The sequence below is a fragment of the Litoribacillus peritrichatus genome, from assembly GCF_039537985.1.
Lineage (GTDB): Bacteria > Pseudomonadota > Gammaproteobacteria > Pseudomonadales > Litoribrevibacteraceae > Litoribacillus > Litoribacillus peritrichatus.
In genome coordinates, this window is sequence record NZ_BAABBN010000007.1 from 1,085,463 (window position 1) to 1,106,904 (window position 21,442).

The 21,442-nt window shown below is 44.1% G+C and carries 21 protein-coding genes; 11 read left to right on the top strand and 10 right to left on the bottom strand.

Annotated features, from left to right (window positions below; translation table 11 throughout):
- Positions 1–67 precede the first annotated feature (67 nt).
- The 3 genes from ABD744_RS14580 to ABD744_RS14590 form a co-directional block, all read right to left on the bottom strand.
- On the bottom strand, positions 68–796 hold the full coding sequence (locus ABD744_RS14580; protein ID WP_344799261.1) for an outer membrane protein: 729 nt from the start codon (positions 794–796) through the stop codon (positions 68–70).
- 150 nt (positions 797–946) lie between these two features.
- Positions 947–1,645 carry an outer membrane beta-barrel protein gene (locus ABD744_RS14585; protein ID WP_344799262.1) on the bottom strand — a complete coding sequence of 233 codons (699 nt, stop codon included), beginning with the start codon at positions 1,643–1,645 and terminating at the stop codon, positions 947–949.
- A gap of 544 nt (positions 1,646–2,189) precedes the next feature.
- Complete coding sequence (locus ABD744_RS14590; protein WP_344799263.1) at positions 2,190–3,770, bottom strand: winged helix-turn-helix domain-containing protein; 1,581 nt, start codon at positions 3,768–3,770, stop codon at positions 2,190–2,192.
- A gap of 359 nt (positions 3,771–4,129) precedes the next feature.
- Here ABD744_RS14590 and ABD744_RS14595 point away from each other — a divergent pair, with 359 nt between their 5' ends.
- Entirely contained in the window at positions 4,130–6,211 is a 2,082-nt protein-coding gene (locus tag ABD744_RS14595) for an EAL domain-containing protein (RefSeq protein ID WP_344799264.1), read from the top strand.
- 45 nt (positions 6,212–6,256) lie between these two features.
- Entirely contained in the window at positions 6,257–6,991 is a 735-nt protein-coding gene (locus ABD744_RS14600; protein WP_344799265.1) for a response regulator transcription factor, read from the top strand.
- A gap of 4 nt (positions 6,992–6,995) precedes the next feature.
- On the opposite strand, the gene ABD744_RS14605 is transcribed toward ABD744_RS14600, so the two are convergent.
- On the bottom strand, positions 6,996–10,580 hold the full coding sequence (locus tag ABD744_RS14605; protein ID WP_344799266.1) for a hybrid sensor histidine kinase/response regulator: 3,585 nt from the start codon (positions 10,578–10,580) through the stop codon (positions 6,996–6,998).
- Positions 10,581–10,757: 177 nt separating this feature from the next.
- Here ABD744_RS14605 and ABD744_RS14610 point away from each other — a divergent pair, with 177 nt between their 5' ends.
- From ABD744_RS14610 to ABD744_RS14620, 3 genes are all read left to right on the top strand, one after another.
- Positions 10,758–11,144, top strand: coding sequence for a hypothetical protein (locus ABD744_RS14610; RefSeq protein WP_344799267.1), 387 nt, complete (start codon positions 10,758–10,760; stop codon positions 11,142–11,144).
- A complete protein-coding gene (locus ABD744_RS14615; RefSeq protein ID WP_344799268.1) occupies positions 11,131–11,376 on the top strand; it encodes a hypothetical protein in 246 nt (81 codons plus the stop codon). Before ABD744_RS14610 ends, ABD744_RS14615 begins: the two co-directional genes overlap by 14 nt.
- Before the next feature lie 207 nt (positions 11,377–11,583).
- Positions 11,584–11,922: a hypothetical protein gene (locus tag ABD744_RS14620; protein ID WP_344799269.1), complete on the top strand. Its 339-nt coding sequence runs from the start codon at positions 11,584–11,586 to the stop codon at positions 11,920–11,922.
- Here ABD744_RS14620 and ABD744_RS14625 read toward each other — a convergent pair.
- Positions 11,910–12,161 (bottom strand): hypothetical protein, encoded by a 252-nt coding sequence (locus ABD744_RS14625; protein WP_344799270.1) that lies wholly within the window; start codon positions 12,159–12,161, stop codon positions 11,910–11,912. The genes ABD744_RS14620 and ABD744_RS14625 overlap by 13 nt on opposite strands.
- 101 nt (positions 12,162–12,262) lie before the next feature.
- Between ABD744_RS14625 and ABD744_RS14630 the strand changes: the two genes are divergently transcribed.
- The 4 genes from ABD744_RS14630 to ABD744_RS14645 all read left to right on the top strand — a co-directional run bounded on the left by ABD744_RS14630 (position 12,263) and on the right by ABD744_RS14645 (position 14,873).
- The gene (locus ABD744_RS14630; protein ID WP_344799271.1) at positions 12,263–12,478 is read left to right on the top strand and encodes a hypothetical protein; all 216 of its coding nucleotides are present in this window, start codon (positions 12,263–12,265) and stop codon (positions 12,476–12,478) included.
- 53 nt (positions 12,479–12,531) lie between these two features.
- A complete protein-coding gene (locus ABD744_RS14635) occupies positions 12,532–12,837 on the top strand; it encodes a hypothetical protein (RefSeq protein WP_344799272.1) in 306 nt (101 codons plus the stop codon).
- Complete coding sequence (locus ABD744_RS14640) at positions 12,830–13,783, top strand: hypothetical protein (RefSeq protein WP_344799273.1); 954 nt, start codon at positions 12,830–12,832, stop codon at positions 13,781–13,783. Before ABD744_RS14635 ends, ABD744_RS14640 begins: the two co-directional genes overlap by 8 nt.
- A 574-nt stretch (positions 13,784–14,357) precedes the next feature.
- Positions 14,358–14,873 (top strand): DUF6985 domain-containing protein, encoded by a 516-nt coding sequence (locus ABD744_RS14645; RefSeq protein ID WP_344799274.1) that lies wholly within the window; start codon positions 14,358–14,360, stop codon positions 14,871–14,873.
- Positions 14,874–14,924: 51 nt separating this feature from the next.
- Here ABD744_RS14645 and ABD744_RS14650 read toward each other — a convergent pair whose 3' ends face one another.
- Positions 14,925–15,125 (bottom strand): DUF2905 domain-containing protein, encoded by a 201-nt coding sequence (locus tag ABD744_RS14650; protein ID WP_344799275.1) that lies wholly within the window; start codon positions 15,123–15,125, stop codon positions 14,925–14,927.
- A 135-nt stretch (positions 15,126–15,260) separates the two neighbouring features.
- Between ABD744_RS14650 and ABD744_RS14655 the strand changes: the two genes are divergently transcribed.
- Positions 15,261–15,815: a hypothetical protein gene (locus ABD744_RS14655; protein ID WP_344799276.1), complete on the top strand. Its 555-nt coding sequence runs from the start codon at positions 15,261–15,263 to the stop codon at positions 15,813–15,815.
- A gap of 89 nt (positions 15,816–15,904) precedes the next feature.
- On the opposite strand, the gene ABD744_RS14660 is transcribed toward ABD744_RS14655, so the two are convergent.
- On the bottom strand, positions 15,905–16,270 hold the full coding sequence (locus tag ABD744_RS14660) for a hypothetical protein (RefSeq protein WP_344799277.1): 366 nt from the start codon (positions 16,268–16,270) through the stop codon (positions 15,905–15,907).
- A 15-nt stretch (positions 16,271–16,285) separates the two neighbouring features.
- A complete protein-coding gene (locus ABD744_RS14665; protein WP_344799278.1) occupies positions 16,286–16,531 on the bottom strand; it encodes a hypothetical protein in 246 nt (81 codons plus the stop codon).
- 323 nt (positions 16,532–16,854) lie between these two features.
- On the opposite strand from ABD744_RS14665, the gene ABD744_RS14670 reads away from it, so the two are divergent.
- Positions 16,855–18,558: an acyl-CoA dehydrogenase family protein gene (locus ABD744_RS14670; protein WP_344799279.1), complete on the top strand. Its 1,704-nt coding sequence runs from the start codon at positions 16,855–16,857 to the stop codon at positions 18,556–18,558.
- 281 nt (positions 18,559–18,839) lie between these two features.
- Here the strand turns inward: ABD744_RS14670 and ABD744_RS14675 are convergent, their stop codons facing one another.
- Positions 18,840–20,252, bottom strand: coding sequence for a phosphoinositide-specific phospholipase C-related protein (locus tag ABD744_RS14675; RefSeq protein WP_344799280.1), 1,413 nt, complete (start codon positions 20,250–20,252; stop codon positions 18,840–18,842).
- A 283-nt stretch (positions 20,253–20,535) separates the two neighbouring features.
- Complete coding sequence (locus tag ABD744_RS14680; protein WP_344799281.1) at positions 20,536–21,429, bottom strand: LysR family transcriptional regulator; 894 nt, start codon at positions 21,427–21,429, stop codon at positions 20,536–20,538.
- Positions 21,430–21,442 lie beyond the last annotated feature (13 nt).

Below are 21,442 nucleotides of genomic sequence, written 5' to 3' on the forward strand. Positions count from 1 at the left end.
AATTAACCTTAATAAATATTTAGGTTGTTGATTTTTATGGGTTATTTTTAGTTGTTTGTTTTGGGAGTCAGAACTGATACGAAGCACTGACCTGATACTGAGTCGCATTTTTAAAGGTGTAATGGGTTTTGTTGGGGAAGTAGCTCAGCGAATGCCGGTTGTTATCGAACACCGAATAACGGGCTCCGGTTTCGAGTTTCCATTGGTCATTGACGTCGTAACCAATACCCGCACTCACACCGGCCGTCAGTCCACTGTTGGTTGAATTTTGACCGATGTTTTCCTTCATACCTTTTATATTTCGTATTTTCACGTCATTGGAAAAGGTGACTTCTGACAGGTACATTCCCACTTGCGCACCGGTGGAGAGCGTCCATTTCTCCGTGACCGGGTAGAGATAGTCTGCGCCGGCACCTAACTGGTAATCTTTCTTTTGAAGTTGAATCTTTTCGCGTGCTTTTAATTCGGTCGGCTGGCCATTCACTTGCTGGGACACGGTTGAAAAGTGCTTGTAATTAAGCTCTGGTGAATCATCCATTTGAAAATAGCTGTAGGCGCGGAAAGTGTTGGTGATTTGGTGCCCGATATTGATTCTAAGGTAGTCCGTCTCGGACAGTTTCTTTACCGTTTTGGCTTGATCGGATCTTATTGCTCCTTGCTTAGTGGAAGCGTCGTTGTTTTGATCTGAACTCCCCACTTCAAGTTGAGCGTAGTATTGACTGGCGTAAGCAAAGCTACTTAAAAAGGTACTGGAAGAAAGGATGTAGGCAAAAATGACCCATGATTTCTTGAACATGATGGTAGCCCTCGTTAACTTTGGCTGGTTGTTGATCACTATTATCAACTGAGCTTGTAAGAAGGTAATAAGAGCGGGTGGGGGAAGTCTGGAGACAAAGTGCTCTTATTACCGTAATCGAATCGTTGTTAAGCCGCGAAAGCGTTGCTGTTAGAAGCGGTAAGACGCATTCAAATAGTATTGCGTTGCGTCTTTGTATTTGTATTTCAGCTGGCTGTTTTCTTCATCATCGAACTTGAGTTTGTGCTCATTGTCGTTAAACATGGAATACTTCAAGCCTGTTTCTATGGTCCAGTCCTCGGTCAGGTTATAGCCGAAACCGGCGTTGAGACCTGCGACCGCACCCCGGTTGGTGGAGGACTTTTTCAAACTGGCTGAGTTACCTTCGTCATCCTTCTGGCTGAATTTAAAATCAAGCGATGAGTTGTAATACCCCAGGTTGCCGCCTGCCACGAAAGACCAATCATCGTTGAATTGGTAGAGGTAATCGCTGCCCACACCGAACTGGTAATCGTTTTTCTCAAATTTGGTTTTATCGGTAGTTTCAAAGTCGGTTTCTATGTAGGAAACTTCCGATTTACTGCCCGATTGGGCGTAACCATAAACACGAACGTTGTCGGTAATGTAGCGGCCCAGATTAATGCGAAGGTAATTGGCACTGTCCAGTTTACCTGCGGCTTCTTTAACCGGGTCGTCTTTATCCACTTCGACATTGGAACTGAAGCTGCTGCTGTGTTTACCACCGCCGACTTCCAACCCGGTATACCAGTCACTCGCCGAGACGGCAGGCGCAATGAAGACCGCAGATGAGATGACGGAAGCAATGAAGGTTTGATTTTTAATGGTCATATTTTTTAATCCCTAAGGTTTTTCATTAAATGGTTGAAATCAGAGACCGGTATGCTGTTTTTCATTGGCAGATACTGGCGATTTGTTTTGTTCAATGTCTGTGAACGTTTGATGGGGAGGCATGTTAGGGAGGGGGATTACAGAGGGCTAATAACAAAACCAAACAGAAACTTAATTAACCTTAATAAATGTTTATCTGTTTGATTTTAAAGTGGTATTTAGTCGGTCGATATTGGTTTTAAAGTGGTTCTAACGAAATATCCATGTCGGAAAATAGGTTTTAAACCAGTAAAAGTCTGGGCATTAAAGTGGTTTAAACTTTTAGCGCAGGCAGCAAAATATTGCAGGTATCACCTGATCTCATGATCCAACGATGCAACAGGTTGTGAATAAGGTGCGAAGTAGTTTGGGCCAGTTTCTGGCAAGCAGAATCTAACCCGGAAGCATATAGGACGGGCCGCTATTTTTTAGGCGCTGTTATTTAGGTACTAGCATTGAGGTACTAGTATTTAGGTACTGTTATTTAGGTACTGTTATTTAGGGACTATCGAGTGACGGCTGCCAGATGCTCTGCAACCGCTTCGCAGTACTCAACGAACCGGGCTTTGCGTTTTTGCAACAGTTCAATGTTGGACTCGCTGAACGTAAGAGATTGCCAGGGTGCGAAGCAGCTTTCTTTGTTTTCCGGCTGTGCCAGGCGCTTAAAAATTTCTTCGCTGGAAACGGCTTCGCTTAATGCTTCAATGGACTTCAAATAGAAGAGGCGAAATTCATTAATGCTTTCCCGTTTCAACGCCATGTTGGATAACACCAGATACAAAAAAGCGTTGTGTATTTTGTTGTAGGCCTGATCTTTATTGAGGTATTCCAGCGCCTGTTCGTATTCTTCCAGTTTGTAGTGTAATAGCCCTAACCAGATGCCAATTTCTTCGGTTGGGTATTTGGCACTCGATTCAATCACATCAATGGCTTTGAGTAAGTCCGATGGTGACAATTCGTTTGATAAAAATGCCTGTCGGGCGATGTATTCGGTTTCGAATCGGGAGAACTTGGTTCTGTGTTTCAGGGAACGAATTAACTGGTCGCCATTTTCGATCAGTTGCTGGGTGATGTCCTGATCGTAGGTTTTGAACTTTTCCGGTTTAGGCAGGCTGAGAAAACCGGAGACATCTTCGGCCAGCAGGTGTAAACCGTATTTGATCTCGTTCAGTTTGATGTCATGCTCCGACTTGAACGCCAGTTTATTGGACCCCTGATAGATCAGCTCCAACACGATGTTAATGATGTTCGGGTCGTTGGTTTCACTGAGGAAGAGGTTCAGTTTGTAATCGTAATCCAGCACATTTCGGCCTCCGGGCCAGTATATGGAGTCATCAATGGGGTCTAAAAAGTAGGTGGGCGAATCCTGATTTTTTAAATCAACGTAAGGGTAATTGAGGGTGTGGCTTAGGGCCAACGCCTTGACTTCTTTTAAGTATTTTTGAGCGTGGGCATCTTTGGCTTTGATGGTATTTAAAAGAATGTCGACCACAGGTACGGTGGCACGGGTTTCTAATTCTGATTTGATGATGGTTGGGGTGATCTCCCCTTGTTTGTTGCCGTAGAACCATCCTGAAAAAATTAAAATACAAAAGATGAGCAACAGATAACCCAAATGCAGAAGGTTCGTGCGGTTTTGCTGTGTTGTTGTTTTCTTTAGCGATTCAGTCTGGTGACTGCTTTGTTCGGGTAATTGTTCGGACGAAAAATCGGATTCGAAATCTTGCTGATCAAGGCTGACTAAGTCCGTTTGCAGGTAATAACCTTTCTTGGGGTAAGTCACAATGACCTTGTCGGCAGCCGGGTGCCTGGAATGCTGTTTGAATAATGCTCTTAGGGTACTGATTCGGTTGGTCAGTACGTTTTTAGAAATATATTCACTTTCCCAGACGCGTTGAATGATCTCGTCGCCTGAAACGGGTTCTCCGATGCTACTGAGCAACACTTCCAATAACTCAATGCTGCGCGGTTCTACATCCAGCATACCTTCGCTGCTGATCAGCTGCTTTGAGATCGGGTTATAAAACAGGTCTGCAATAATAATATTGCAAGAGAGTTGTTGCGCTTGTGCTAACAGGTTGCTCATTGGAAATAACTAAAAATTGGTTCGTGATAATCAATTCGAAAAATGCAAAAAAGACAGCGCTTGCTGCTCAGTCTGATTCTGATGATAAAACAGAGTTGATGGTATCAGCTAAGGCGATATTTAAGAAGTTATCAAACGGATAATTAGGACGGGATTACCTGAATTGAGAAATTTCCCTGCTGTAGTTACTGAGTAAAACGCGTTGGAGCGGGGAACTTAATGAGCAGAATTCGTATTTGTATGTGCGTGATTGTTTATTTATTGATCAGTATCCGGGTTTTGATGATTTACTGGTCTAAAGTTAGTTGTACTTTAAAGATTTCTGTAATTTATCGTCAATTCCTTGGGATTTTCAGTTTATGAGCTCTTCCCTAGCACAAGTACCTTTTGATTCAGTGATTGTTGAACGGTTGCCTGAAGCCATACTGGTCATTGATCAAAACGGGAGGATCATTTTAGCAAACCCTCAGATCCAACCGCTTCTTGGGTACGATCCGGAAGAGCTTCTTTCTAAGAAGTTTTCTGATTTGGTGTCTGTTTCCAATGTCATGGACTTATCCATCAATCAGGAAGCGATGTTTTTCTCTGCGGGGGAAGGCGATGGGCTGTTAAAAGATCATTATACTGGCATTCATCAGAACGGAAACCAAATTCCACTGTTTTGTTCTTACAGTTCGTTTGTTGAGTCCGACCGACTGCTGATTCTTATGATTTTGCGCGATGCCCGTAACCTAACCAACATTCATCAGGATCTTGGGTTACACAGCCAGGTGCTTACGCATGTGAACGATGGTGTTTTTTTTGTGGATGCTAACACCGGACTGATTTTGTACGCCAACCTTCGCTTTGAAAAAATGTTGGGTTATGAAGAAGGGGAATTGGTTGGTTTGCATGTCAGTGCCGTCAATGCAGTAGATGGCGAGCACCCTCAAATTACGGTGGAAGGGTTGATGGAGTCCATTGATGGCACTGGCTCTTGGCAGGGTGAGCTGGAGAATCAAAGAAAGGATGGTTCAACGTTTTGGTGTGCGGCTAAAGTCTCAGTGATGGATCACCCTCGCTATGGGAAGATTTGGGTTGAAATTCACTCCGACATCACCGAAAAGAAGTTTCATGCCCAGAAAATATGGCGCCATGCCAACTATGATGGTCAGACTCAGTTGCCCAATCGGCAGTATTTTACGGAGCGATTAAAGCAAGAAATTGTAAACCTTGAACGGGAAGAAAAAGGCTTTGCCTTGCTGTTCTTAGGGCTGGATAACTTTAAAGAAGTGAATGATACCCTGAGCCACGCTTACGGTGATGCATTGCTGTATGAAGTGGGGGCAAGGTTGGAACAAACCGTTCGGGACAGCGACGTGGTGGGCCGGTTCAGTGGTGATGAGTTTACGGTGCTATTAAGACACATTGATGTCGACAAACCGGAGACCATTCAGCTCATTTCGAACAAATTGTTGGCGGCCATTGGTGCGCCGTTTTTATTGGAAGGGGAGCTGGTGTTTATTACGGCCAGCATAGGGATCGCCGTTTATCCACAAGACTCGGAAGAGGCTGAGCACCTTTTCAAGTTTGCTAATCAAGCGATGCATGAAGCGAAAAACAAAGGGAAAAATTGCGCCCAGTTTTTTACCCAGGCAATGGAGCAGAAAGCACGACGAAATCGGGAGTTGATTCGTAGTTTAAGAGACGCTATCAACGAATCGCAATTCGAGATTTATTATCAGCCGATTGTTGAAACGTTTACCGGTAAAATTCATAAAGCCGAGGCATTAATTCGTTGGTTTCATCCCATTGAAGGGATGATCAGCCCAGTGGAATTCATTCCCTTGGCGGAAGAAACCAAGCTCATTAATGAAATTGGTGAATACGTGCTGAAAGATTGTATTCTCCGGTTGCAGCGTTTGCGAAGGGAAATAGACCCGGACTTTCAGATCAGCATTAATAAATCGCCCATTCAATTCCAGTCGAATGTCATCGAAACCGAGCGGGTTTGGCAAAAAAGAATGGAAGAGGCGGATGTACCTTGCAGCGCGTTAAATATTGAGATCACGGAAGGCTTGTTGTTGACGAGCGAAGACTCAGTGACCACCAAGTTGGAGTGTTTGAGGCGGCAGGGGTTTCAGTTCTCAATTGATGACTTTGGCACCGGCTACTCAGCGTTGGCGTACTTAAAGCGCATCAAAGTAGAGTACCTGAAAATAGATCGTGCTTTCATCAGCAAATTAGACACGGATCATGATGATAAAGTGCTGTGTGAGGCGATCATCGTGATGGCGCACAAGCTCGGGATCAAAGTCATTGCCGAAGGGGTTGAAACGGAAGCCCACCTGAAGTTACTGAAAGAAATGAAATGCGACTACTGCCAGGGATTTTATTTCTCAAGGCCAGTACCATTTAAAGAGTTGATTAAGTCCCTGAGTAAGTCCCGATCGCTTGCCTAAATTCACGCTGGCACGCCAGACTATTTGTTCGACATAAAGATCCAGATGGATTATGTTAAGGCATCGCCTTGGCACGATCTGGACACTATGAATTACCGAATTATTATTGCAGATGATCACCCTTTATTTCGCGCCGCCATCAAGCAGATTTTATCTTCACAGCTTGAGAGCAGCGTTTTAGAAAACGTTGCCATTGATGAAAGCGATTCTGTCTCTGGCTTGCAAACCAAACTGGAAGAAAACGCCGATGCTGACTTGATTCTTCTTGATTTACACATGCCGGGCGCTCAAGGTTTTTCGGCTTTGGTGTTTTTAAGAAGCCACTTTCCGGATATTCCTGTGGTGGTGATTTCGGCTCAGGAAGACCCGGTGGTGATTGACCGGGCCATTCAGTTCGGCGCTTCCGGTTTTATTCCTAAATCCTCAGAGCCCGCGACCATTAAGCAAGCCATCGAAGCCGTTTTAAACGGTGATATCTGGTCACCAAGAGCGGTGACAAATATTGGCGAACGTTCATTACATGAAAATGAAATGGCCAAAAAGTTGGCTCTGTTAACACCCCAACAATTCAAAGTGTTGGTGATGATGAACGAGGGGCTGCTCAACAAACAAATCGCTTACGATTTGGAAGTCTCTGAAGCCACGATTAAAGCCCACGCTACTGCGATTTTTCAGAAGTTAGGCGTACGAAACCGTACTCAGGCGGTGATTGCTTTGCATGAGCTGGATATTGAACATCCGGCGTCTGTGGATACTGATTCAGACGTAAAGCCGGAATAGCTTTCTAAACCCGTCGATCCAGCAAACTGCTGATCAAAGCCCGTAGTTTGGCGGGTTTGACGGGCTTAGTTAATAACTCACAGCCTAAGCCGGTGACGTGCTCTTTCACTTCTGGTTGACCATCGGCAGTAATAAAGATAGCGGGGCCGGTAAATTCAGCCCGGTTTCGCAATTGAATCAACGTCTCCGAGCCAAGTTCGCCCTGGTCTAGATGATAATCAATGATGGCCAAATCCATACTTTGATCCTTCCTTTGTTTAACAAACAATAGCGCCTCTTCTGTCGAACTTGCGGTGATGAGGTTACAGCCCCAACCGGAAAGAAGAGCCGTCATCCCCTTCAAAACATCAGGTTCGTTATCGACACACAACACCGTAATGGCATTGCGATTGCCGGACGCGGAATCGGCCTGTTTCATTGCTTGCGTATTTGCAGGGTTCAGTGGTGTAGCGCACTCGGTTTTAGTTATGTCCTCACCGGAACATGAATCTTGTGTGTGCAGCTCTCGTTTCAGATTCAGTGAAAATACGCTGCCTTTGCCTAATTCACTGCTGACATCAATGCGGGTATCTAATAATTCTGAAAAGCCTTTGGCAATGGCTAAGCCCAGACCTAAACCTCGATCGGTGGATCGTTGGTGCAGGTCTAACTGGGTAAAGGCATCAAAGATTTTCTGGCATTGTTCTGTTGGAATGCCCGGCCCGTTATCCAGAACCTGGAGTTTAATGTGGTGTTTGGTGCGGCGGCATCCTACCAATACCCGTTTCCCGTGGCTGTAACGCAGGGCATTGGTTAAAAAATTCTGGACAATACGTCTCAGTAAACGTCGATCACTGTATACGGCCATCGAGCAGGGCACATAGTCTAATTGGCACCTGGCTTGTTGCGCGGCTGGTTGCAGTTCCTCAATCAGTGGATGCAACAGGTCGTCAAGTTTGAAGTGTTCTTTGGTCAGTTTCAGGTTACCGGATTCCAGGTGAGAAATGTCCAACAAATCACTCAACATATCTTCGGCGGATCGAAGAGATTGATCGATGGAGCCCGCCATTGAAAGATCTTCGTTTCTGGAATGAAGGTCATCCAATAATGCAGAAGTAAACAGCCGGGCTGCGTTCATCGGTTGCATTAAATCGTGGCTGACCGCAGCGATGAACCGGCTTTTGCTGGCGCTGGTTTGTTCGGCCTTTTGTGTCATTTGAATCAACTGACGATTCAATTCGCGCAGTTCTTTAGTGCGGCTTTGAACGCGATCTTCGAGCCGTTCATTGGCTTCGAGCAAGGCTCTCTCAGCCTCCCGGAATGGGGTGATGTCGGTAAAACTCATCACAAACCCGCCATCGGGCAGCGGATTGCCTCGCATTTGTATTACTGTGCCGTCGGGTCGTTCGCGTTCCGACAGGTGAACTTTAGGTTGTCTCAGATGACGGATGCGTTTTTGAACTAAGGCTTCCACCTCTCCCGGGCCGCATAAGCCGCGTTCCGAGTTATACCGAATCAGGGTTTCGATGGGAATGCCCACCTGAACCAAGCCGTTTGGGTAATCAAAGAGTTCAAGGTATTTGTTATTCCAGGCCAATAACTTTAAATCTTTATCGATGATGCTGATGCCTTGCCCCATATTCTGGATGGCACTGTGCAACAGGCCTTGACTGATTTGCAGTGTTTCAGACGTTTCCGACGCGATGGCTTCCACATCGTCCCAAGGCATTTGCTGGCCTGATACAGCGGCATTGAGCACCGCTCTGGCGGACGCCGCGCCGATGGTGGCACTCATCAAATGCTCGACCTGCTCAATTTCCGATTGATTGGCCCGGTTGTGGCGGTGGGCATCGTGCAACACTTCATTTAATTGTGCTTGTTTTACAAACCGGCTGGCCACCGTTGCCAGTTCATCCCGTGAAATATTGGCCTGCAAAACGCTGTGTTGTTGATCAATCGACTCCAGTTGCGTGCCCTGAAAACGCGCCGCCTGAATGCGTTCACTGATGTGGGTTTTAATGAATCGGGAGCCAATGAAAAAGCCAGCCAGATTAAACACCAAACTCAAGGCGGCTCCACGGGTGACCGGGTCAAACCAGGTGAGGCCAAACAAATGTTGGGGTTGAAGCCACCAAAGCTCATTGGGTAACTGGTTAAAGAGCTTGGCTAGCCAAGGCAGGTGGATGATCCAGATGGGCAGGATTAAAGTATAAAACCACACCGACACCCCCATCACCAAACCGAGGATAACCCCCGCCCGATTGGCGTGTTGCCAAAGTAGGGCGCCGATCATTGCAGGCGCTAATTGAATGACGGCAGCAAACGCAATTTGGCCGATGGTGGCCAGCGCTTCGGTGTCCTCAATAAAGCGATAAAACAGGTACGCGAGAAACAACAAAGAGACAATGGTAATGCGTCGGGCATTCAACAAGGTGCCTCGAAACTGTTGATAATTGCTGTCTTTAAGATGCTTGGTTTGTTCTCGTTGGGCTGTTTGTGCTTTACGTTCCCGACGTAACAGCAATGGCAGCACCATATGGTTGCTGACCATGATACTGAGCGCAATGGTAGAGACGATCACCATGCTGGTGGCCGCTGAAAAACCACCAATGAACACCATCAAGGACAACATTGGCTGGTCGGCCTGAATCGGCAACATTAACACATAGCTGTCTGGTGAGACCGAATCGCCCAGCAGCAATTTACCGGCCAACACCAAAGGCACCACAAATACTCCAACCAGAATCAGGTAGGCGGGGAACAACCATCGGGCCACGAGGAAATCCCTTGGGTGGGTGTTTTCAACCATAGCCACGTGGAACTGACGAGGCAAACAGATAAAGGCACCAGCGGCCAGAAACACCTGAATCAACATGCTGTTGGCGGGCTGGCTTTGGGACAACCATTGGCTGAACTCTGGTCGGGCAGACGCCTGTTGCCATAAGTCCCCAAAACCATCAAACAGCTGAAACGTAACGAAGAATCCCAACGTCAAAAAGGCCAATAACTTCACGATGGACTCAAACGCAATGGCGTGCATCAAGCCCCGGTGGTGCTCGTTCATCGACATGTGACGAGTGCCAAAAATGATGGCGAACAAGGCCATGGTGATGGCAACGGTTAAGGCGATGTCTTGTTTATCTTGCAGGTTAGCGAGGTTGCTTGGGTCTTTCCCTGTGAGGGCCATGTAACCCATGACCAGCGCTTTTAATTGCAATGCAATGTAAGGTAAAACTGAAATGGCCGCGATTAACGTGACCAGCATGGCCAGCGTTTCGTTTTTACCGTAACGGGCGGAGATAAAATCGGCAATGGAAGTGATGTTCTCCTTTCGGGACACCAACACCATTCGGGCGTAAAACCGCCACATGAACAGGAAAACCAGAATCGGCCCAAGGTAAATGGGCAGGAACGACCACAAATCATCCGCCGCCTGACCTACGGCCCCAAAGAACGTCCAGGTGGTGCAATACACCGCCAGCGTTAAGCTGTACACCCAAGGCGAAGACTTCTCTTGCTGCTGACTGTCCGCACGATCACCCCGCCAGGCAATGACGAACAGCAGACAAACGTAGCCGAAAGATATTAACGAAATGAGCCAGGGGGACATGCTACCTCACACAGCAAGGGTGACAACGTATTGAGGGTGACAGAACCCTCGCTTTTCTAACTTTATGATTTTAGTATGGCTTGGACAATAAGGTATTTAGGGAATACTGGCTATTGGACTTAGGTCTAGGGAGCCCAAACCAGAAAATAAATTACAGTTAAGATAAGAATTCAGAGAGTGTATTTGTTTTATATGAAAAGGTTGTTCGTAATAGTAATTGTGTTAGCCCTGTCCGGCTGTGTCGCTTATCAAGTTACTCCTGAAGGTGATTTTAAGCAACCTGAGATAAAACAAGAAGACATTTCGGTTACGAGAGAAAACGCCTTACCTGCAGGGAGGCACTGTTTTGAGCCAATGCTCTATGTACTGACCTTGGGGATAATTCCCGCGCATTGTGAGGATACCTATAATCTCACAGCTGATTCAAAAGAAATTGGCAAGGCCAAAGTTACCTTTATTCAGGGTTGGGCTGCTTTGTTGTTAGTTACTTTACCAAGTTGGGAGTATGGTAATGGTCAAGATGTTGGTTCAGAGATAAAAGCGTTGGTGGTTGGTTCTGACTGAAAAACAGGTTGTTTCTTATGTTCTGGAATTTGGAGCAGATATGAAGGTTTTAAAATACAAAGGGTATTCAGGCTCGGTGGAAATCAGCTCAGAAGATAACTGCTTTTTTGGACAGGTGCTTTCTGTTGAACCTTTGATCAACTATGAAGGTGAAACAGAGGCTGAACTATCATTGGCGTTTGAAGAGGCGGTTGATGATTATCTTGCTGATGGTAAAGCTGCTAAACAATGAAAAGGCTCGTTTAATGAGAGAACTGGGTTTAGAGCTACATTAAGCTGTAGCAGTACAAGCTACAGAACTGGATCTAAGCTTGAATGAATTTGTGAAGAGGGCTATTCAGAATATATTAAATCCTCATTATTTTTGAATTATAGAAATTGTATAAGTGATTGATTATGAAAGGTTTGGAGTTGAGCTCTAACTTTAGGTTGTGAATGCATGATTAAACGTGAAGTATTAATGCCGGTTGAGTTAGTAAATGAGATCGCTCAGATTGTGGGTAAGGAGGGGTATCAAATATTAAAAGACGCATTTCCTAGTCCTGATGTAACACCACCTATATTTCTGAGTGAAGACGAAGCAGAAGCTCTTATTGATTTGGCTATTATCGAAAAGAAAAAAGCCAGATTGATGTACCCCTACTATGACGATGAACATCCGCTCTATAACGAGGAGCACGAGCAAAAGTTCGATGATGTACAGATGGGGATATATGAAAAAACTATCTACTATGTTGAGTCTGCATTTAAAAGGGGGCAGTTTGATCATTTAATTTGATCAATGTTGGTAATTTTCAGTAACTCATTAGAACCAAAATCCCCACTCTTGCTCGGCTTGAAAAGCTGCAATCCCTTACGTCTGTCATACACATGGCTGAAAGCACCGGTCACGGCGATGCCGTGCGCGAAGGATCTTGCACAAGCGGCCAGTGCATTGGTGTCTGATATACAGGTGCTGGTGGGGGAGTTGATGTAGTTGGTTGTGAAAATGGTTCTTTTGTATTGCTGCCTAATCATTAACCAGTTACCAGCATGGGTTGGTTAAGTCTGGAGTTTGTATAAAGTGGCTATCAGTTATGTTACCTACTTGGTTTGATTTTAACTCATAAGGATTGATTGTGTTTTTAAATCATAAAGCGAAAGCCGGTTTGGGTATTTTGGTAGTGTTGACATTTAATATGGCTTTTTCTGAAAGCTCAGAAAATGTGGATGTTGATAGTGACTGCAATTCGTTAGATTTTAGCTTAAATAGTGTGCCCAGTACGGTTTTAGTTGGTACCGATGTCGTTGAACTTGCTTCTTTTAATCCAAGGATCAGTATCTGGAAGAGTTAACCGGGAAAAAGTTTGTTGTTTTCCAAAACAACAGCAAACATGGTGCTGACGGCGTGATAGTCGATCCAGATAAAAATATTGTTTACTTGGCTGAAATGAAGTCTTCTCAAAATGGTGTCGATGTTGCCCGTGATCCAAACGGCCCATCACCAAGGGCGAGACTAGAAGACTGGGTTAGAAAATCCAAGGGGCCTTGGGGTGATAACCAACCTGGTGAAAATCTTCATCTATCGAAACAAATACAGAAAGTCTTAGCAAGCGGTGGTGAAGTTCGAGGGATTTGGATTAAGGTTGAAGTCCCTCGAATAAATGAGGGCTCTGGTGGTACGTTGCAAATGGTGTTAAAAAACTATGAGTGATATTTACACGACAACTTATAAGCGTTGGAAAAAACGAGATAAGATAACCGCTGAATTGGTACAGAATGTTCCTGTTAAGAAAAAAGCTTTTGCAGAATCAGGTTTGATTGAATATTCCTCGTATGAAAATACAGACGTTACAGAAATAACCTCTGTATTAGCTGATCTTGGATCATATTACTATGTTTTACTTGGCCAAGCTGTTGGGGAATCACTTAAGGAAGGAGCTTTTGTGACAACTGACTATGAAAAGGTCTATAGTTCTTTAAGGCTGCTTAATGCTTGTCATTTGTTTTGGCATATATATTTTAATGAGACTTCAAGAGGTCAACACAAGTTAGCACGGATCGATGAGTACGATTTATTTATCTATGTAGTTATGTCAGTGTTTTACTCCAAAAAAGAGTTTGCTACTGCCTCTTCAATCGCATTTTATGCTTTGAATAAAGAGTTAGTCTTTTTCTTTGGCGAGTTCAGAAAAGCGGCTACTCAAAAGTTTATCTTTAAACTAACAGCTCAGTTCCATGGCCATACCTCTAAAGAAATTGAACAACTTGATTTGTATGAGCCTCTGTTTGATGAGTTATTGAATCATTGGGATGATGAAGACCCATCGCTGGTGCTGAATGAGTTGCTTTTGAAAGCTTGTTACCGGCATACGCATCATTCCAGAGACGGCAACAGTAAAGAAGGGTTTGATTTTGAGTTTATAGGCGTTCATCACTTCCCTTTGGAGATACTCTTTATCTTCCGGTTAAGAGAGTGGCGGGGTCTGGCTATGCCGACGGTGGAGCACCCAATAATGGCTCCGCCTTTCAATACTTTGCCAAAAGAAACAGAGCCCACATACTCTGATGAATTAATAGATGGGGTATATGCCAGAATTCGCCATGATTGGCCGAATTTTGATAGTACGTTGGAAGATGTCCGGACGTTATATTTTTAATCTAGAAACGTATTGCCGGGGTTGGGGTGGCCACTCCGGGTCTTTTAGATCATTACAGCCCAGAGTGTGTATGCATTTTCACAATATGGAGAGTTAGATCAAGTTTTGTGCATATAAATGCGCATGTTAGTGGTTTCGGGAAGTAGTGCGCTGAACCAACTCACCCAATGCCCAGACTCATCTTCAATTCCACGGCATCGTGTTGCCAATATTCGATGTCGTATTCCAACCCAATTTAAGAATTCACCCAATATATCACGTGACAATCATCAGTTGGTTTATGCGAGTATTTAACGAAGCCATTGCCTGTTAAATCTGCAATTTTCTTTGGCTTAAGCTCTGGGATAAATAGGCCTGAGTCTGGTATCTTTGTCCTTCGACTAGCTGTTTGTAACTCATGGTGTTTTTCTGTTGTGGTGGTGACTAAAGAATACCACCAACAGGCAGCTAGTCTCCTCTCACCGTTTCAACCATGAGTGTTGCACTTATTATCTGAATTTAGGTTTGGGTTGTTTGATAACTGAGATAGCATCTAATAAGCTCCAATCAATCCCCCGAAGGAAATCATAAATTAATGAATACCATCAAAGTCGATTTTAAATCAGGTAAGTTTTCTCGTAGTGGCCATTGTTCCTTTAATGGCTGGCATCAGATTGCTAGTGATGAATCTGTATTGTTTTCAACCAATGTACCGGAAGGTAGCGAACAATTGAAGCTAGACTGGTTCGTTACTAATGAAGAGAAATTTTATCGTATTGCCTGTGATTATCTGCTGACGAACACCTCTAAATTGCTTGAGTATTTTGAGTTTGATGATGGGGATCTGGCGTACTTCTCCAGCTATTACAAATTGGATGCAAAGCGAATTGCTGAAGGTGATATTTTATCTATGATTCGCCTAAAATCAGTGGTTATTCCACACACAGATAAGGACGTCATCGGTTTTGGCTTTGATTGTGTCTGGGATGATGAACATGGTCTGGGTATCGTGATTTACAAAGATCAGGTGATCAGTTGCAATGAGGAAAGTTCGGCATACGAGTGTCTGGATTTTGAAGATGTATTCTATTCCGAAATCTCTGAAGGGTAAGATTGACCAAATTTACAAATCGATGGGTCACCCAACATAAGAAAATTGCTCCTATTGACGGAAAATCCAAATAATTAGAGATATCACTACGCTAATAATGATCATTGTCATTAAAGGAAAATAGAACGTGAAATTGTCTCGCTGGATTACAATGTCTCCGGGTAAACGTCCGAGTGGAATTGAGCTAAGCCAGGGCCACGCGATTCCGATTGTTAGAAACACTAGGCCGAGGATAATTAACACCTTTTGCATATGTGTTTTCCAGTTTTGCTTGATTAGTTGAAATGATATCACCGTTCAACACGGTCAGGAATCGCTACTATATTTGTCTTTAGTTAAAAGTTTTGAGCTTTATTTCGTTTTTCCAGTTATAGATGAAATGAAAATATGAAGAAGTTAATCAGTTCAATTCTGGCGGTTTTGGGTTTAAGTCACCCTACGATAGCCGAAGAAAAACAATTTCCTCCGGTACCACAATGGAGGCCGGATTTCTCTGCTTCTATTGAGAGTCAATTGGAGAGAATGATCCACTACACCGATCAAGAAAGAGATTTAGCTCAGTTTATTAATGGAACTATAGTGATTCTTGAAGATGGTCTTGATGATTCTAAGGCAGAGCAATATGCCAAAGAAGTCCTGTCTCAAATAGTTAACTATCATCCAGACATGAACCCAGTGAATATGAAAGACGGAAATATTTTGGTTCAGTATAACCATCCAGCATACAACGTTGTCCTTACTGAATTCACCAGGCAACACATGGAGGTAATAAAATCTAAGCATCTTGATGCCTTGGCAACCGATGAGGTTTTAATTACTGGCTTAGGTCAAAACAAATTCGACGAGTTTGGCATGCAAGCTTTGTACGGAAGGGCGTTCATGTTTATGGATGCTCAAAATCCGAACGTCGTTCGTTTGTATCGTAAGAATTCATCCGATTAATACAGATAGTCAAAACGAAACCTGATTATATCTAGTTTCCCATGATCAGCATTGTGTTTCTTAAGATGACTTTTCATTAATTCACTCAATTAAAAGAATAAGTTATGACCGCTGTTGACTCGATTGATCAGCTGATTAAGAAATGATCTGGTATCAGTAAAGTTTTCGCTATTATCAAATAAGAAATAATTAAAACTGGCTAAATATGCAGAGGTAATGGCCACTTCATCTGCTATTCGTTTTAAACCAGAATATTTCCGGTCAGATACTTCCAGGAACCATTGAACCATTGAACCATTGAACCATTGAACCATTGAACCATTGAACCATTGAACCGTTCGACTGACGCGAGTGATTCCGTGTGCTTGCAAATGGAAATGTCCAGGTTCCAGTTTATAACCCATCATCTCTTTAACGATAGGCCGGTAGGGTGCTAAATATTTAAACCACGTCATGATGCAGGTAACTAATCAATCATCACTTGGTGAGGCTAAATATTCAGTGTCAGATGAAAGGGATAGCATGGCTTTGTCGGCTCGATCAAAAAGTGCCTCAGCCATATCGTCTTTCGAACGATAGATCGCTTTTATATCACCTAATGAGCAACTGATTTTAGTGGTCAACTCAGTTAGACTAACAGATTCCCACGAACTCTTTTGAGCTAACAGAATAGCCTGATCGATAATCTTTTCTTGGAGTGCTGCATCTCTAGACATGACCCATTCCTGATGGGTGGTTCACTAATCATTATAGTTGACGCTGTTTTTTACTTAGCAATTATCTGTTTGAGATTTTCTTATTTCCCCGTTTTGGTAGAAAGTCTCTTTTTTTCAGCTCGGCTTCTCATGCTTAAGAATGCTTTTCTCTCTGATCACTCCTCATCTTTTCGTATGTCTGAAAATGCTAAAAACCATGCTGAAATATATTGTTAGGTGTAGGAGTATGAATTCGGGTCATTCCCCAGATATAGATCAATATTTGTTCGGAGTAGCTTGATATAGGCTACATTTTAACCTTTCCAACGAATAAGGATGTCGACATGGATCTTCTCAACCCAAAACAGTTTGTACAGTCTTACCCTGACGAAGAAACCCGTCAGTTGATGCTCAAAACCATCGATTTTTTTGAAGGGATGGGGTTAGCAAAATGTAAGGCGGATTATGAAAGTCGACGTTGGTACACCGAGTTTTTAGAGTTCAATAAGAAAGAAAAAATCTTCGCCACATTGCTGACGCCGAAAGGCTATGGTCCGAACCCGGATCAGGCGCGATGGGATACCTCGCGCAATACAGATTTCTCTGAAATTCTGGGGTTTTATGGGTTGACCTACTGGTATTGCTTTCAGGTCTCGGCTTTGGGGGTTGGTCCGATTTTCATGGGCAGTAATGAAGCGTTGAAACATAAGGCGGCACAATTACTGGATGAGGGTGAAATCTTTGCCTTTGGTTTGTCCGAGAAGGAGCACGGTGCGGATATTTATTCTACCTCTATGAAGCTGATCCCCAAGGGCGATGGTAACTACATTGCCAGAGGTGAAAAATACTATATAGGCAATGGCAACCAGGCTGCGCTGGTTTCGACCTTTGGTAAGATTGAAGGATCTGATGATTATGTGTTTTTTGCGGTGGATTCTCAGCACGAGAATTACGAATGCATTAAGAACGTGATCAACAATCAGGATTACGTGGCCAATTATCGTTTAAATGATTACCCCATCACGGACGCTGATATTTCAGAGAAAGGCCGGAAAGCTTGGGACAGTTCGCTCAACACCATTAACGTGATGAAGTTTAATCTGGGGTATGCCTCCATTGGTATCTGTACTCATGCCTATCATGAGGCGATTAATCACGCAGCCAATCGCTTTTTGTTTGACCATTACGTCACTGATTTTATGCACATCAAACAACTGTTTGTGGATGCTTACACCCGCTTAACGGCCATGCGAATGTTTGCCCGACGCGCCCGTGATTACATGCGCCATGCCAATGAAGATGACCGTCGCTATTTGTTGTTTAACCCTATGGTGAAAATGAAAGTGACTACCCAAGGGGAAGAGGTGATGGATCTGTTGTGGGATGTGATTGCGGCCAAAGGGTTTGAGAAAGACATGTATTTTGAAAACGCGGTGCTGGACATTCGAGCCTTGCCGAAGCTCGAAGGCACGGTACATGTAAATATGGCATTGATCGTAAAATTTATGGCCAACTACTTTTTCAAACCGAGCAAGTTTGATGACGTACCTGTGCACCTTGAAGGGGAAAACGATGATTTCTTATTTAATCAAGGCGCGACCAAGGGTTTGGGTAAAACGCGTTTTCATGATTATAACCTGGCTTATGAGAAGTGCGATTTGCCGAATGTAAAAATCTTCCGCAAACAAATAGCCATGTTCAAGCGGATGTTGATGGTGGCTCGGCCAAATAAGAAACAGATCGAAGACATCGACTTCTTATTGATAGTGGGTGAACTCTTTACCTTGGTGGCGTACAGACAGTTGATTCTTGAGAGTTGGGATTTGAATGACGTAGACGATGATTTGATGGATCAAATCTTCGACTTCATGGTTCGGGACTTCTCAAAATTTGCTTTGCAGTTGTACTCCAAAACCAGCAGCACGAGAATTCAGCAGGTGTTCTGTCAGTTGATGATCAGCAAACCTGAGCGTGACGATCGTCGCTATGACCGTGTGTTAAATGAGTTTGCTTATGCAATGAAAGATACGTTCGTGATGAATCCATAGTGTATTCATTGTTAAAGGTGTCATTCCCATCATATAAATACACTGCATACACATCGGTGGTCTGAAGTGAGTACCGATGTGTGGTTAGCATTAGTACCGTGAACTTTGTATCGACCTTTCCTGAAGATTTAATGAGTGAAGATGACGAAGGGACTTTTCATACTTCTGATCAAATTATTTCTGAAAGGTAGTGAATTAATGTAGTGAATTAGTTCAGACCAAGCCAGACACCTTACATATTCGATTCAGGAGGCTTTAATTGAAAGCCTCCTTTTTATAAATTACTGAATTTTACTTAAATACTGGTCAATTACCCCGCAAACATTTGCGTTGCTTCCGGCATCACAGCTCGCTTTCATCTCTGCGTCCGCCTCACCGATGTCGGTAACCCAATTTCCATTTGTGTCTTTCTGGTAGTTAACCCAAACATCATTTTGGGTCAGCTCCTGATCATCAATTACGTTCAACAGTGCGTTAAGTTCTACCTTATTTCGTGGGGTTGCGAAGTAATACTCACCCGATCCGTCGGCATTACATTGTGCTTCAGCGTTTGTAAAACTTGTTGGAATGCTGGTAACGATGTAATCATTGTAAGCGCGGGTACCTGTGTTATCTTCAACCAGACGACGGCAGGCTGCGTATTTGCTGATGGTGCAGTTGGCATCTCGCATACGGCGGTTGGTTGGGTCAATGTATGCACAATTACCGCTGCCATCGGGTTCATAGGTGCCGTTACCGTCGGAGTCGTTGTAGTCCCAGCTCCAAACCATGTCGGCGGCAGCGACGGGGTATTCGCCCTTACTTTTCCAATCGCTTCCGGTAGCGCTGTAGCCGTAAACTTCAAAAATGTTTAATCCTGCGTCCAGAAAGCTTTCAATTGTGGATGGTTTTAGTTTCGGGCTTGAAGATCCGGTAGTTCCTTTAGTCGTAGAATCTTTGGTTCTGTGTAATGTGGTTTGAGCTGTACCATAGGTATCTAAATCACCGGGTTCACCTACATCGTCAACTTCATCTCCGGCATAAAACACATAATCATTAAACGTGCTTTTGTCTTTACACTTGTTGTTGCTCCAGAAGATGATGTTTTTATCAGCAGCCAATACCTTACTTTTCGTTAGCGTGTCCACAGGTAATTCAGTACAGCCATTGCCACCATAATTACCGTGTGTGGTGACGCCTGAATCCGTGCGCATCACATGTTCGGCAATATAATCCTTTATTTCGTCATCAATTTTCCCTGCCTTATCATCTACATCATCGATATGAATCAACACCACTTGATCAGGGTTACTTTCGACCCAGTTGGCAAGGTCTTTGAGATAGGCCCGGAATCTTCGTTGTCCGGTAAAGTTTTCAATACAAGGTGACCAAGATAGGTTGTTATGACACATTCGAACTTTATCGTTCGACCAGTGCAAATCGAGCCCGATGGAGCGAACGCCCCGATTTTGTTGGTCGATGATGCTACGCGCCTGATTTAAGGCCTCGTTCATGTAGTCATCGTCGCTGTTATTAGCGAAGGAATTATGGGTGCCGGGAAAAGTGGTTTCCGCCAATGGAGCATCCTGATCAATGGTGTTTTGAAAAGTAATAACTCGTTCGCCCCATTCTTGTTTGGTTTCTGCCCAAACAGGCAAAGAAAGCGAGGTTGCGACAGCGATGGTTATCGCCATCAAATTCGAGTGCAATGACATGGGTTAGTATCCTCTATTGTTATTTTTATTGTTCTGCATCGATGAGATGCCTGACCTGAATAGTGTGGTCTGAACTTTACAATGACAAGATAGAAGATCGCTTAAAGGTCATGGAGTTCTGGAAGAGGGTTCGTGTTGTCTAAAAAACAAACAAACTTTCGGTTGTAGGCAGTGCAAGTCATAGGTTCTGTTCAAGGAAATGGTTGGTATTCAGTTGATGTTGTTTTTATATCGTTATGTTCCTTTAATAAGTAGATAGCCTGCATGCTGTGAACTCCCTTATTTATAAAACCCGACTCAGTTCTTCCGCCAAAAAGTCATAGACCAGCCTGACTTTCCGGTTCGTTCTTAATTCTCGGTGAACCACCAACCAAGTGCCAAAACTTACCGGTTCTAAATCCGGCATAACGCGTTGAACTCTGGGTTCATAATCGCCGATAAAGTCGGGCATCACACCGATGGCGGCGCCATTTTTAACGATTTCCCAGTGGACAATATGGCTTTCAGTGATAAAAGGAAAATTCTTGGCCGTTAATGATAGGCCGATACTATTCAGTGCTTTAATCAAGGGAGGATTGTCAGTAAAACCTACGTAATCCGCGCGGTTTAATTGCTCGAAATGTATTTGTGTTCCTAAGGTATTTAAGTAGTCTGGCGTTGCGTAAAGATACCCTTGGCCATCAGTCATTCTGCGAGCGATGAGGTCGGCATGTTGTGGCTGAAAGTTACGAATGGCGATGTCGGCTTCTCTTCGCCGCAAATCACTGGCCTCATTGGTCGCGATGATTTCTATGTGGATGCCAGGAGCTGTTTTGCGGAGTTTCTTTAAAAGCGGAGCAAGAATATAGGCCGCCATGACTTCCGTGGCGCTGATGGATACGGTGCCTTCAATGGAATGGGATTGACCGGTTGCCGCAAGGGAAAATTCACTTGCCGCAGCACCCATTTGTTTCACATGCGCCAGCAGTTCTTCGCCGGACGGGGTGAGTACAATGCCTTTGCCCACTTTTTCAAACAGTACCACATTAAGCTCGTCTTCCAGCGCTGAGACTTGACGGCCCAATGTGGGTTGAGACATCCCCAAGGCTTTTGCAGCGGCAGAAAAAGAACCTTCTTCGGCGGTGACCAAAAACGCTCGAGCTCGATTCCAGTCAAAGTTAATGGAGCGCCAGTTCATTCGTCCCTCATAC